Annotated in this window: 14 protein-coding genes; 3 read left to right on the forward strand and 11 right to left on the reverse strand. The window is 55.5% G+C overall.

The window, feature by feature from the left end:
- Positions 1 to 162 precede the first annotated feature (162 nt).
- From GVK32_RS07260 to aroL, 3 genes are all read right to left on the reverse strand, one after another.
- Positions 163 to 840: an AroM family protein gene (locus GVK32_RS07260; protein ID WP_159866669.1), complete on the reverse strand. Its 678-nt coding sequence runs from the start codon at positions 838 to 840 to the stop codon at positions 163 to 165.
- Positions 841 to 1180: 340 nt separating this feature from the next.
- Positions 1181 to 1372, reverse strand: coding sequence for a YaiA family protein (locus GVK32_RS07265; protein ID WP_159866672.1), 192 nt, complete (start codon positions 1370 to 1372; stop codon positions 1181 to 1183).
- A 123-nt stretch (positions 1373 to 1495) separates the two neighbouring features.
- Positions 1496 to 2026, reverse strand: a complete 531-nt coding sequence (aroL, locus tag GVK32_RS07270; protein WP_159866675.1) for a shikimate kinase AroL — start codon at positions 2024 to 2026, stop codon at positions 1496 to 1498.
- A gap of 335 nt (positions 2027 to 2361) precedes the next feature.
- On the opposite strand from aroL, the gene GVK32_RS07275 reads away from it, so the two are divergent.
- Positions 2362 to 3063, forward strand: coding sequence for a DUF2076 domain-containing protein (locus tag GVK32_RS07275; protein WP_159866678.1), 702 nt, complete (start codon positions 2362 to 2364; stop codon positions 3061 to 3063).
- A gap of 1 nt (position 3064) precedes the next feature.
- Here GVK32_RS07275 and GVK32_RS07280 read toward each other — a convergent pair whose 3' ends face one another.
- On the reverse strand, positions 3065 to 3517 hold the full coding sequence (locus tag GVK32_RS07280; protein ID WP_041144257.1) for a YaiI/YqxD family protein: 453 nt from the start codon (positions 3515 to 3517) through the stop codon (positions 3065 to 3067).
- A gap of 116 nt (positions 3518 to 3633) precedes the next feature.
- On the opposite strand from GVK32_RS07280, the gene proC reads away from it, so the two are divergent.
- The gene (proC, locus tag GVK32_RS07285; protein WP_159866681.1) at positions 3634 to 4443 is read left to right on the forward strand and encodes a pyrroline-5-carboxylate reductase; all 810 of its coding nucleotides are present in this window, start codon (positions 3634 to 3636) and stop codon (positions 4441 to 4443) included.
- Positions 4444 to 4485: 42 nt separating this feature from the next.
- On the opposite strand, the gene psiF is transcribed toward proC, so the two are convergent.
- From psiF to GVK32_RS07320, 7 genes are all read right to left on the reverse strand, one after another.
- Positions 4486 to 4806, reverse strand: coding sequence for a phosphate starvation-inducible protein PsiF (gene psiF, locus GVK32_RS07290; protein WP_041144255.1), 321 nt, complete (start codon positions 4804 to 4806; stop codon positions 4486 to 4488).
- A 91-nt stretch (positions 4807 to 4897) separates the two neighbouring features.
- Positions 4898 to 6328, reverse strand: coding sequence for an alkaline phosphatase (gene phoA, locus GVK32_RS07295; protein WP_200842845.1), 1431 nt, complete (start codon positions 6326 to 6328; stop codon positions 4898 to 4900).
- An 86-nt stretch (positions 6329 to 6414) separates the two neighbouring features.
- On the reverse strand, positions 6415 to 6675 hold the full coding sequence (gene iraP / locus GVK32_RS07300) for an anti-adapter protein IraP (protein ID WP_159866687.1): 261 nt from the start codon (positions 6673 to 6675) through the stop codon (positions 6415 to 6417).
- Between the two features lie 365 nt (positions 6676 to 7040).
- Positions 7041 to 8033 carry a substrate-binding domain-containing protein gene (locus GVK32_RS07305; protein WP_159866690.1) on the reverse strand — a complete coding sequence of 331 codons (993 nt, stop codon included), beginning with the start codon at positions 8031 to 8033 and terminating at the stop codon, positions 7041 to 7043.
- Between the two features lie 66 nt (positions 8034 to 8099).
- On the reverse strand, positions 8100 to 9389 hold the full coding sequence (locus tag GVK32_RS07310; RefSeq protein WP_159866693.1) for an MFS transporter: 1290 nt from the start codon (positions 9387 to 9389) through the stop codon (positions 8100 to 8102).
- Between the two features lie 111 nt (positions 9390 to 9500).
- Positions 9501 to 10265: a gluconate 5-dehydrogenase gene (idnO, locus tag GVK32_RS07315; protein ID WP_159866804.1), complete on the reverse strand. Its 765-nt coding sequence runs from the start codon at positions 10263 to 10265 to the stop codon at positions 9501 to 9503.
- Between the two features lie 176 nt (positions 10266 to 10441).
- Positions 10442 to 11641, reverse strand: a complete 1200-nt coding sequence (locus tag GVK32_RS07320) for a multidrug efflux MFS transporter (RefSeq protein ID WP_159866696.1) — start codon at positions 11639 to 11641, stop codon at positions 10442 to 10444.
- Positions 11642 to 11977: 336 nt separating this feature from the next.
- Here GVK32_RS07320 and ddlA point away from each other — a divergent pair, with 336 nt between their 5' ends.
- The gene (gene ddlA / locus GVK32_RS07325; protein ID WP_159866699.1) at positions 11978 to 13075 is read left to right on the forward strand and encodes a D-alanine--D-alanine ligase; all 1098 of its coding nucleotides are present in this window, start codon (positions 11978 to 11980) and stop codon (positions 13073 to 13075) included.
- Positions 13076 to 13080 lie beyond the last annotated feature (5 nt).

Consider the following 13080-nt stretch of genomic DNA (forward strand, 5'->3'; position numbering starts at 1 on the left):
AAGCCCTTATGATCTTTTGTTGAAACCTCAATATAGGGGGCGCTCCTCGTTTCTGTCACGTAAAATTAACGCCTGATGCCTGTCCTGTGACGCAGGATAGCCGCAGCGCCCGCGTTTGCTCGTAGGCCAGGCGCCTCGCAATACGCGCCGGCGCCGCTCGGCTTAAACTAAAAGCTCTGCCGCCAGTCGCGAAACCAGCACATTGGAGAGCAGAACCGGCACGTCCAGCGCTTTTTGCAGCACGTCCCGGTGATGCTGATGGTAGCCGAGACAGTCCAGCACCAGCACGTCGGCGCCCTGCTCCAGCAGCGTCCTTCCGGCCTCCAGCAAATCGCTGTCGCTGCCGCTAACCGGGTCCGCCAGCGCGTAGTACGGCGCGCTGTTGAGCGAGAGCCATTTTTGCTGCTGCAGCGGCAGAACGCCCTCAACGGGAACGATCACCCCCACCTGATGACCGTCGACGATCGACGCCACCAGCGGCGGGATAATACGCTGCGGCTCCAGTAATATAGCGTTACGCGCCGTAAAACCGCTCAGCATGTCGGAGCTCAACAGCAAAATGACGTCATACTCCTGCCGGTCGAGCACCGCGATAAGATGCTTTAAATCACGTTCAATCTTCCACCGCGAGACCTCGGCCATCCGGTTGTCATTGAGCAAGGTATGCAGGCGCTCGTCGTCGGGGTCAACGGCATAATCTTCCAACACCTCTTCGCGCGTCATTTTACCTAGCAGGCTAATATGCGTGATCCGCTCTTCCCTGATATGTTCGGTTAACAGCGGCAGAACCTCCGCTACCGGCACCACGCCAACGGTTAAAATGGCCATTGTTGTACTCATATCATCTACCTTTTCACTTCCACGCCTTCAGCACAGGCTTACCGCATAATATCCGCCCCCCTGGTGGCTAAAAATCAACCGTCCAGAAGCGTAGCAGCTTAGCGCTCCAGTAGAGTGTAAAGATTCCAGATGATTCAGGAACACTCCTGAAAAATCAGCACCTTAGGTATTCATTAGTACGCGTAATGAATTAAAAATGTGACAGGTGTCCTGTTTTACCCTTTGGCTGGGAAAAACAGCGCGCCGCGCAGGCGCGTAAATCAGCGGCGAGCGACATGTTCAGCGGGGGCAAAAATACCTGCCAGCGATGGCGCTGACAGGCTGCGGCTCAGAAGGCGGGCTACGATTTCTCAGGATCCTCATAGCGCCGTTTGGCATCCAGCGCTTCGCCCTCGACAGGATGTTCGCTAATCAGTGAATCGGGGGTGGGATAATCGGCGCGGAGTTGATACCAGATTTCAGTCTGGCCCTTCTGACCTTTCTCAACGGCGACGACGCGCGCTTCGCGCGGATATGGCGGTCGGTCTGGCATGGCTCTTCCCTCTTTTACCGTACGAGCCATAAAGTATAGATAGCCGCGCTCCGTTTGCCCCAGGTAAAGTCCGAACTCGCTCCGTTACCCGCCAGCAGGCGGCTCTTTCGCCCCCCTGAAGGGTTAATTATCAACCGTACAGGCGCTCTGCAGCGTCGCCATGATCTGCCCGACCACCTCATCCGGCTCGGCGGTCGCATCGATAATATGGTGCGCGGTCGCCCGGTACAGCACCTCTCTTTGAGCCAGCACTTCGCCAACCTCATCGCGGATCGGTTTGCCGGTCAGCGTCGGGCGCTGTTCGGTTTTCGGATAGGCTTCAAGGCGGTCAATCAGCGCAGATACCGAGGCCTGGAGATAGAAAACCACGCCGTTCTCACGCATAAACTGACGGTTCTCTTCGTTCAGCACAATGCCGCCGCCGGTCGCAATAACCGTTTCCGGGCGGGTGACCGCTTTTAGCACCTGCGATTCCAGCTCACGAAAGCGATCCCAGCCCTCCTGCTCGACGATCGTCGCGACCGTACGCTGCTCAAGCGCCTGCAGGGCATGATCGGTATCGGTAAACTGGTAATTACGCGCCCGCGCCAGCGCGTGGCCGATCGTCGTTTTACCGCAGCCGCGTGGACCGATGAGATAGATTGGCTGTGTCATTACCGAAGACCCTCTGGTTCCGCATTTTGCGGGAAAATGAATACGAAAAGTGCGCAATGATACCTGCAAAGCGCCGTCACAATAACCGTAAAATAAACGTTACAAATTATCAGGCGATCCCTTTCATCATAGAGAGCAAAGGGATTTTGCATGTAAACTTATCATTGCATTAAATGTTTCGCCAGATTTACCTCGACTCAGGGATTATTTTTTAGCCGCTGGCTGGCGTAAACGGTAACACATTTATGCAAAGCTTTACGCTGCAACATATTTACAACATGGGTGGTCCAGACGCACTCTGACCGTAATTTATCAGTGTGACAGAGGAATGTATCATGCAATCTGAAGAACAACGCCTTATCGACGGGCTGTTTTCCCGACTAAAAGAGGCAGGAACGCAGAGCGCATCGCGCGATGCCGACGCCGAGGAGCGGATTGCGCAGCACATCAAAGAGCAGCCGGCCGCCCCCTACTACATGGCGCAAACGATCCTGATTCAGGAAGCGGCGATTAAGCAGCTCAACGATCGTATCCAGGCGCTGGAAGGCCAGGTGACGCAGCTGCAGGCGGCAAAACCGAGCAGCGGCGGGTTTCTCTCCGGCCTGTTTGGCGGCGGCCAGTCGCAGTCACGCGGTTCTGACCCTATTCCTGGCGCCGAGCAGTACGGTCGGCCGCAGGCCGGCGCGCAGCCGCAGTATGCCCCGCAAATGCAGCAGCAGAGCTACGCTCCTCAGGCGACTCGCGGCGGCGGCTTTATGGCCGGTGCGCTCCAGACCGCGGCAGGCGTGGCGGGCGGGGTGGTGCTCGGCAATATGCTGACCAATATGTTCAGCGGTTCGCATCCGCAGGAGATCGTCAATATCATCGAAGAGAAGCCTCAGGCTGACCTCGCGCAGACGGCGGACAGCAGCGTGTCGGACGATCCCTTCCGTCAGGATGACAGTCAGTTCCTTGCGGATAACAGCACCTACAGCTCCGACTTTGACGCCGGTTTTGGCAATGACAACATCGGCAGCGACGACGATAGCTGGGTTTAGGCTACCGACCTTTCGTTTCTGTAAGCCACTTCTCCAGCGCGGCGGCAAATTGCTGACGGTCGCGCTGCGATAGGGTATCCGGGCCGCCGGTTTGCACGCCGCTGGCCCGCATCGTTTCCATAAAATCACGCATCGTCAGGCGCTCGCGAATGGTGGCCTCGCTGTAGCGCTCCCCGCGCGGATTGAGCGCCGCGCCGCCTTTGGCCAGCACTTCGGCGGCCAGAGGAATATCGGCGGTAATCACCAGATCGCCCGGCTCGCACAGGCGAACGATTTCGTTATCGGCAACATCAAAGCCCTGCGGTACGCGCAGGGTACGAATAACGCGCGACGGCGGCACCCGCAGCGCCTGGTTTGCCACCAGCGTCATCGGCGTTTGCGTGCGCTCGGCGGCACGAAACAAAATCTCTTTAATCACGTTTGGACAGGCGTCCGCATCAACCCAAATAGCCATTCCAGCTCCTGTGGACGAAAAAGGGGGCTATTATTGTCACCTGCTTTTGTCCCCCGGGAAAGCTCCGGAGTGATAAGCTAGATAACTCACGACAAAATAAGCACAGGAGAAGGGTGATGGAGAAGAAAATTGGCTTTATCGGCTGCGGCAATATGGGTAAGGCCATTCTCGGCGGCCTTATCGCCAGCGGGCAGGTACAGCCGGGGCAAATTTGGGTCTACACCCCGTCGCCGGATAAAGTGGCGGCCCTAAGCGACCAGTACGGTATTAATGCGGCACAGAGCGCTCAGGACGTTGCTCAGGTTGCGGATATTGTATTCGGCGCGGTGAAGCCAGGGATCATGGTTAAAATACTGAGCGACGTGGCCTCCAGCCTGAATAAAGATTCTCTGGTGGTCTCCATCGCGGCGGGCGTCACCCTCGATCAGCTCGCACGCGCGCTGGGACACGATCGCAAGATCGTCCGCGCCATGCCTAACACGCCCTCTCTGGTCAACGCGGGCATGACCTCCGTCACGCCGAACGCGCTGGTCACCAGCGAAGAAACCGCTGAAATTCTGACTATTTTCCGCTGCTTTGGTCAGGCCGAGATTATCTCTGAGGCGATGATCCATCCGGTGGTCGGCGTCAGCGGCTCGGCGCCGGCCTACGTGTTTATGTTTATCGAAGCGATGGCTGACGCCGCGGTGCTCGGCGGCATGCCGCGGGCTCAGGCCTATAAGTTTGCCGCGCAGGCGGTGATGGGTTCGGCGAAAATGGTGCTGGAAAGCGGAGAGCATCCGGGCGCGCTGAAGGATATGGTGTGCTCGCCGGGTGGAACCACGATCGAGGCGGTTCGGGTGCTGGAAGAGAAAGGTTTCCGTTCAGCGGTGATCGAAGCAATGGCGAAATGCATGGAAAAATCAGAGAAGCTTAGCCGCTCCTGAAGCCGGGCATAATCGGGTGAGGCCCGGCCTCACCCGTTTCCACTACCCCTGTTTTTTCAGGCAGGCGCTCATAAATTTCTTACGATCGTCCCCTTTCAGCGACTGCTGGGTCGCCTGACCGTTACACTCGCCCATTTTTTGCTGCTGAGGCGTTAACCCTTTGTTCTCCGGAGCCGGCGCATCTTTCTTCAGACAGCTGCTCATGAACGCTTTACGCTCATCCCCTTTTAGCGCTTTCGCCGACGCGTCTTTGTTACAGACCGTCATTTTTTGCTGCTGGGGAGTCGGCGTTTTTTCCGCGGCACTGACCGCAGTGGCAAAGACCAGGCCAAACAACAGGGCAACCAGTAATGTTATTTTCATCGCACCATCCTTCTGTGAGTCAATCCCTGTAAGTCTGGTCGCTGACGGGAAAAAAACCAGCCGGCGGCAGAAATTCGCCGCCGGCACGGGCTTATTTCAGGCCCAGAGCATCTTTCATGGTGTAGAACAGGTCGGTCTGATCGGTTAGGCCGACGACGTTTCCGGCATGCGGGCCGTAGGCGGCGATGCGCAGCTGCGTCCCGGTATGCTCCATCGACTCGCCCTCGGAGTTACCGTAGCTCATCACCATCACCGAACCGTCTTTGGTGGTCAACGCCTGCGTCAGGCCTGGCGCTTTAGAATCAGCGGGGATGATCTGGCTGGAGTGCGCGTGGTCGGCGGTCACCACTACCAGGGTATTGCCATCTTTTTTGGCGAACTCCAGCGCTTTCTGCACCGCTTCGTCAAGATCGACGGTCTCGCCAATCTGCCCACACGGGTTCGCCGCGTGATCCTGTTTGTCGATGGAGGCACCTTCAACCTGCAGGAAGAAGCCCTTCTCGTTGCTGCTCAGCAGGCTGATGGCTTTATCCGTCATCTGCGCCAGCGTTGGCACCGAGGCGTCGCGCTTCGCGTTCGGCGTACAGGTTACCGCCGGCTTGTCGATATTGCCGTGCAGGGAGGCTTTAGGCCCTTCCCAGCGAACCGGCATATTACCGTCAGAAAACAGCCCCAGCAGCGGCTTGCCCTGGTTGGCTTCACCGACTGCGGACAGCGAAGCGGCGTCGGTGACAATCTGGTAGCCGCGGGCGATCGCCTGGTCATGCAGCGTTTTGCCCTGCCATTCACCGGCGGTGGCGGTTTCGGCGAAGGTTTTAGCCCCGCCGCCAAGCGTCACGTCGGCACGGGCGTTCAGCAGCTGCTCGGTAATCGATCCCTTGCCGCCTTTTTCCAGCGCGTTGCCCGGACACTTTTCGCTGGTAACGCTGGGGCCATAGCATTTACGTGAGGTCACGTGCGCCACCAGAGCGGCCGGCGTGGCGTCCTGCAGTTCGGCGGTAGAGACATTGCCGGTAGCAAAGCCGGCGGCTTTCGCCAGCTCAAGGATGGTCTGGTGATCTTTCTCGTGGATATCGACGCCCAGCGCGCCGTTATAGCTTTTGACGCCGGTGGTCCACGCCGTCGCGGACGCGGCGGAATCAGTCACATAATCCGGCTTGCCGGTTTTCTTATCCAGAGAATAATGGGTGTACTGACCGGTCAGCGGCAGCGCATCAATACCTTTGAAGAAACCGCCCGCGCCTTCGGCATAATTGCGCGCGGCAGTAATTTCTGAATCCCCCATTCCGTCACCAATCAGCAAAATAATATTTTTCGCTGGTTTGTTGATTAATGAGGCCTGTAACGCGGCAGTTTGGTCGCCGCTTAAACGACGAGCGCCGCCGGGAACGGTGATATCTCCCTGGGCGGCACGATTATCGAGCGCCGGGGCGGACGGGGTATCAGCATGAATAACCGGGGAAGCCAGCAGAGGCAGCAGGGCAATAAAGAGGGCGCTTAATTTCACTTTTGTCGTCTCCATGTAAAAATACTTAAAAACAAAACGAGGGAGACTTTATAAAAGTGATGTGACAGTAAAATGACAGCATCCATGCCTTGTCACAGGCGCTAGCTACGAGGATGCCGCAACAGCTTTTTTATATATTGCTGTAACCGTTGGGCATCGCGATCATCAACCAGCGGACCGGGGCTGGCCTGCTCGATAGCCTGTTCAATATCGTTAATTAACGCCTGCTGAGCATCCTGCTCCATATGCCTCAGCAGCGCCGTGACGACCACTTCCAGCGCTTCAACCTGCACCGTCAGCTCCTTTGTTTTCTCTTCCTTTTGTGCCAGATTTACCAGTAGCTCGGCAATGAGATTCTTCACAACGCTTTATCCTTAGGCGAGGTCAGTGATTTGCTATTTATGTCATACATTAGCCGTCGGATACCAGAATTATTTTTCTAAAATGATTACTCTCCGCAATCAATATTAAGCGAAACGTTTTGCTCATTACTTATTTGGCGCGAGGGTTCCTCTGAATACCGGCGTAATAATCTTCATAACTAAATTTAATAGATAAGAGTTAAAAGGAATATTGCTATTCCAGCGCCCCCGAAAATAAATTAGGTTGCAGACAGGCGGCAAACCTGGCAGGAGCATAGCCAGCTATCTGATGATGCGAGGCCGGTGGATGTATCGGGAGCCACAGGGTCAAGGCATCAGCAATTTTAGGGATAGCGCATATATAACTATAACGTATCGCCATAATATATCTGGTAGCCCAAATTCACGCTGTCCGGTGCATCTTTACCGGCAAGTCTGGCAAGCAGTATTTCGCTGGCCGTTTTACCGATGTCATAACGTGGAGTAATGACGCTGGCTATTTTCTGCAAACTTGCGCGGCCAATTTCCAACCCGTGAAAACCAGCAATAGCCATATCCTGCGGCACCGCTTTACCCTGAGACTGACATTCAAGCAATACGCCAACCGCCAGATCGTCATTGGTACAAAAAATCGCGTCGATACCTGGGCACGACTGCTGCATTTTCAGGAACATCTGCCGCCCAAGGGCGACCGAAGAAATAGTACGCGGAGCCATGTGATACGCCTTCAGGCCATGAGCCTGCAGCGCCAGTTCGGTACCGCGAAAACGGCTCAGATCGCGGGGATCGTCCATTGAGCCAAAAAAGGCAATTGACCGTTTGCCGCTTTCGAGAAAAGCGTTGGTCATATCCCATGCGGCCTTTTCGTTATCGAAGCCCACCTGAATATCAAGCTGCGGGCCACCGAAGTCCATCAGTTCCGCAACCGGAATACCGCTCGCACGTACGTATTGGATCATGCGATCGCTATGCTGCTTGCCGGTCAGGATCAGGCCATCGATATTATATGAAAGCAGGTTGAGCACTTCGCGCTCTTCGCGCTGCGGGTCATATTCGTAGTTAGCGATCAGGGTCTGGTACTGATGCGCGGAAGTCACCGACTCAATACCGGCCAGCACGTCGGCGAAAATCTGATTGCGAAAGGAGGGGATAAGCACGCCGATTGTTTTACTGCGCGCGTTGAGCAGGATTTCCGGTGCCCGGTTGGGGATATAGTTATTCTCTTCCATGACTTTAGAAATCAGTTCGCGGCTGCGCTGCGACACCTGGCCAGGGTCGCGCAAATAGCGGCTCACCGTCATTTTATTAAGCCCCGCCAGGTTGGCGATATCCTGTAATGTCATCCGGCTGTTTTTCATCAGGTTCTCTACGACAAACGACTTATATGCTCGCAGAGAACCTTACCACAGCAGCTACGTTTTATGTTAACCCGTAACCTTTTTTGCCGTCAGCAGCGATGAAGAGGGTTCATTATTGGCCCGCACGTTATACATCAGTACCACCGAGGCCAGCAGCGCGATAGCCATAAAGGTGTAAGAAACGCCGGGACCGCCCGTAACGCCATTCAAATAGCCAACCAGCCACGCGCCGAGGAAAGCACCAAGCGCCCCGAAGCTGTTAATCAGCCCCATAGAAACGCCGGAGACGTTACGCGGCAGCAGCTCAGGAATCAGCGCAAAGAAGGGACCGTACGGTGCGTACATGCAGGCTGCAGCAATCACCAGCAGAGCATAAGAGAACCAGAATGCCTGGTCGCCCACCATCCATGAACCGAAGAAGGCAATAGCGGCGATCAGCAGCAATGGCCAAATGAACAGCTTACGATTCTGGAACTTGTCCGACAGCCAGGAGACCGTCAGCATTAATATAATGGCAGCCAGATACGGCACGGCCGCCAGCCAGCCTACCGCCACAATATCCATCTGCGCGGCATTTTTCAGAATCGACGGCATCCACATCATAAAACCGTACACGCCGATGCTCCACATCGCATGCACGGCGCACAGCATAATAACGTTGCGCGACCGCAGCGCCTCGCCATAGTTACGTACCGGCTTGATATGACTCTGTTCGCTATCCATCGCCTGCTGTAGAGCCTGTTTTTCCTGCTCGTTTAGCCAGGAGACCTCTGAGGGTTTATCGCGAACCAGTATCCACCAGCATACCGCCCACAGAACGGCCGGAATGCCTTCGATAATAAACATTTCCCGCCAGCCCCAGGACTGAATCAGGTAGCCGGAAACGATAGACATCCACAGCACGGTGACCGGATTACCGAGGATCAGGAAGGTATTGGCACGCGAACGCTCGGTTTTGGTAAACCAGTTGCTGATATAAATCAGCATCGCTGGCATCACCGCCGCCTCGACCACGCCGAGGGTAAAGCGAATAGCCATCAACATCGGAATATTACTGACAAATCCGGTCGCCGCTGCGCAGATGCCCCATAATATAAGGCTGCAAAAAATCATTTTGCGCACGCTGCGTTTTACGGCATATATCGCACCGGGAACCTGGAAAAAGAAATAGCCGAGAAAAAAGAGCGCGCCAATCAGCGACGCAGTCCCTTTGGTGATGCCTAAATCATTTTCGATTCCTGCTGCGGCGGCAAATCCGTAATTCGCGCGGTCAAGATATGCCAGACTATAGGTAATGAAAATAATGGGCATTAAATACCACCAGCGACGCGCTGGTAACTTCGCGAGCATTTGCATAATGCAATCCTCAGATTATGTTCGTAGGCAAACGGGTTTAATTATGACTTCAGCTTAATTTTATTAACAGCGCCTAAAGCAGCAGCGATACAATCTGGATTAGGGTAGAAATTAGACGGCGGCAAGCATCCCTCCATCGACAAACAACACATGACCGTTGACGAAGTTTGCCGCCGCAGAGGCTAGATACACCGCAGCGCCAATCAACTCCTCCGGTTTTCCCCAGCGGGCTGCCGGAGTACGCTGATACAGCCACGCGGAAAACGCCTCGTCATTCACCAGCGCAGCCGTCATCTCAGTAGCAAAATAGCCGGGAGCTATGCCATTAACCTGAATATTATATTCCGCCAGCTCCACGCACATTCCACGAGTAAGCATTTTGACCGCTCCTTTCGATGCGGCATACGGGGTAATGGTTTTTCGACCTAATTCGCTTTGCATCGAGCAAATATTTATTATTTTTCCCGCGCGGCGCGTCATCATATATTTAGCAACCTGCTGCGAGACGAGGAACACCCCTTTCTGGTTAACTTCAATAACCCGATCCCACTCCTCTTCGGGGAATTCAGTAAAAGGATATCGGCGCTGGATCCCGGCGTTATTAATTAAAATATCAATCGCCCCAATTTCCTGCTCAATACGGGTAATCCCGCGCTCGACCTCCTCCGCCCTGGTCACATCAAATGCGCATCCCACTGCGCGATAGCCCCGATCAACCAGCGCCTGCGCGGCCTGGTCCGCACGTCGCTGGGTCCGATCGTTGATAATGATCTCCGCGCCGTACTCTGCAAGGCCGCCGGCCAGCAGATTACCAATCCCCTGGGCAGAACCGGTGATGAGTGCTCGTTTCCCCGATAAATCGAATAAATTTCTCATAAAACCTCTTTTAATATAGCTGTTACGCGTAACTGTATACGCGTAACAGCTACAAATAGAAGGGGCAAAGAGGTGAAAATGATCATTTTGTGATCGGAGATACATTTATAACCGGGAGGGATCGGTAACCGGCATTTACGCTGTGACGTAAATACCGGCAGAAGGGAGGAGTGTGATTACGCCGTCGTTTGGCGGCTGCGTCGCAGCATGACGGCCAGCTGCCAAAGGTTAATCAGCACGATAATCGCCGTGGCGATAAACACCCAGCGGAAGCCGGCCATTGCCGATACCGAGGCGCCAATCAGCGGCCCGACGACGTTCCCCAGATACATAAACGACTGGTTGTAGCCGAAGATGCGTCCGGTCACGCTATCGCTGCAGTATTTGAGCAGCAACGTTTGCACCGCCGGCAGCATCGCGCCGTCGGCAAAGCCCAGCATGAAGCGCAGCACGCCCAGCTGCAGCGGCGTGTTCACGAACGACATCGCAAAGAACATCACCACCGCGCAGCACAGCGTCGCCAGCAGGATCCGCGAGGTGCCAATCCGATCGCCAAGCTTGCCTAAACGCGGGGCCGAGATCAGCGCCGAAACGCCCGGCACGGCGGCAATCATGCCGGCGAGGAAGGCAATATTGTTACTCTCCGGGGCCATCGATTTGATAAACAGCGCCAGAATCGGCCCGATTGAACCGTTGCACAGCTGAATCACCAGGGTGGTGAAGAACAGACTAATAACCAGACCAGGATAGGGCAGCGAAGCAAATACCTCCCTGCCGCTTAGGCGATCCGCCTTATTGACCTGCGGGCGCACGCCCTCTTTAATCAAGAACAGCGTCACCAGGAAGCTCACCGTCAGCAAAATGGCGGTGATGATAAACACCATTCGCAGGCCAACGTGGTCAGCGAGGAAGCCTCCCAGCAACGGCCCGCCGATGACGCCGCTAATCTGCGCCGTCGATAGCGTACTGAGCGCCCAGCCGCTGCGTTCTCGCGGTACCTGAGAGGCCACCAGCGCCATCGCATTAGGAATATAGCCGGAAGTCAGCCCCATCACCGCGCGCAGGATAAACAGCTGCCAGACGTTGGTCGCAAAGGCCTGAAGCAGGATGGCAATCGCCATTCCCAGGGAGGCGCGCAGCAGCATCAGCTTGCGCCCTTTGCGATCCGCGAGGCTGCCCCACATCGGCGAAACGATGGCCGATACCAGGAAGGTGACGCTAAACGTCAGGCCCGACCACATAGACAGCGCCTCGTGAGAGGTGACGCCCAGCTGAGAAACATAGAGCGGCAAAAACGGCAGAATTTGGCTGATTGCCAGGCCGGTAAAAAAGCAGCCGAACCAGACAGAGATGAGATTAACCTTCCAGGATTCCATAACTACGCGTATTCATTAATTTTTTGTGAATTATTATCTAGCTTAGCAAGTTCCCTCCGCCGGCGTATTACCAGAGATGCGCTCGCGATGAGTTTAGTGTTTTATCATTCCATATCCCGATTTATAAAATATTATCGGAGCTAATCGCCTAAGCCTCAGGGCGTTGTGCTGACGTCGCGGCGCCGGCGCGCATCGGCTCCCGCCCTCGCCTGCTTATCCGCAGCGGCGGTTGCACAGCTTTTAACCCCCTGCGATCTGCCGCAGAGATTCTGGCAGCCATGCCGTCATCGCACATGCTATGTTATGTGCTTTGATGTAATCAGGATGGAAGTTGAAATGGCTAAGATGAGGGTTGGGATCGTTTTTGGCGGCAAGTCGGCAGAACATGAAGTGTCGCTGCAGTCGGCGAAGAACATCGTGGAAGCAATTGATAAATCGCGCTTCGACGTCGTTCTGCTGGGGATTGATAAACAGGGTCTCTGGCACATTAACGATGCCGGTAACTATCTGCTGAACCCGCAAGATCCTGCCCATATTGCGCTGCGTCCCTCCGATGTCACGCTGGCGCAAATTCCCGGTCGCCAATCCCGGCAGCTGATTAATGCCGACAGCGGCCAACCGCTGGCCGCCATCGACGTTATTTTCCCGATTGTCCACGGCACCCTGGGAGAAGACGGCTCACTGCAGGGCATGCTGCGGATGGCTAACCTGCCCTTCGTCGGCTCTGACGTGCTCGGCTCCGCCGCCTGCATGGATAAGGACGTCACCAAGCGCCTGCTGCGTGACGCCGGCCTGTCTATCGCACCGTTTATTACCCTGACCCGCGCTAACCGCCAGCGCTTTAGCTTCGCTGACGTGCAAAACACCCTCGGCCTGCCGCTGTTTGTCAAACCGGCCAACCAGGGCTCTTCGGTGGGCGTGAGCAAGGTGAATAGCGAGGGGCAGTATCAGCAGGCGGTCGCCCTGGCCTTTGAGTTTGACCATAAAGTGGTGGTTGAACAAGGAATTAAGGGCCGGGAGATCGAGTGCGCGGTACTGGGTAACGATGAACCTCAGGCCAGCACCTGCGGCGAAATCGTCCTCAACAGCGAATTCTACGCCTACGACACCAAGTACATTGACGACCAGGGAGCGAAAGTCGTCGTTCCGGCCGCCATTGACGGTGAAGTTAACGATAAAATTCGCGATATCGCCGTTCGTGCCTATCAGACGCTCGGCTGCAGCGGCATGGCGCGCGTCGACGTTTTCCTGACGGCAGATAATGAAGTTGTTATCAATGAAATCAACACGCTGCCAGGGTTTACCAATATCAGCATGTATCCTAAGCTGTGGCAAGCCAGCGGACTGGATTATACCAGCCTGATCACTCGCCTGATTGAGCTGGCGCTGGAGCGTCACGCCGCCGATCGCGCGCTGAAAACCTCGATGAACTGATCGAA

The sequence above is a fragment of the Klebsiella sp. 18074 genome (genome assembly GCF_902705905.1).
GTDB classification, from domain to species: Bacteria; Pseudomonadota; Gammaproteobacteria; order Enterobacterales; family Enterobacteriaceae; genus Klebsiella; species Klebsiella terrigena.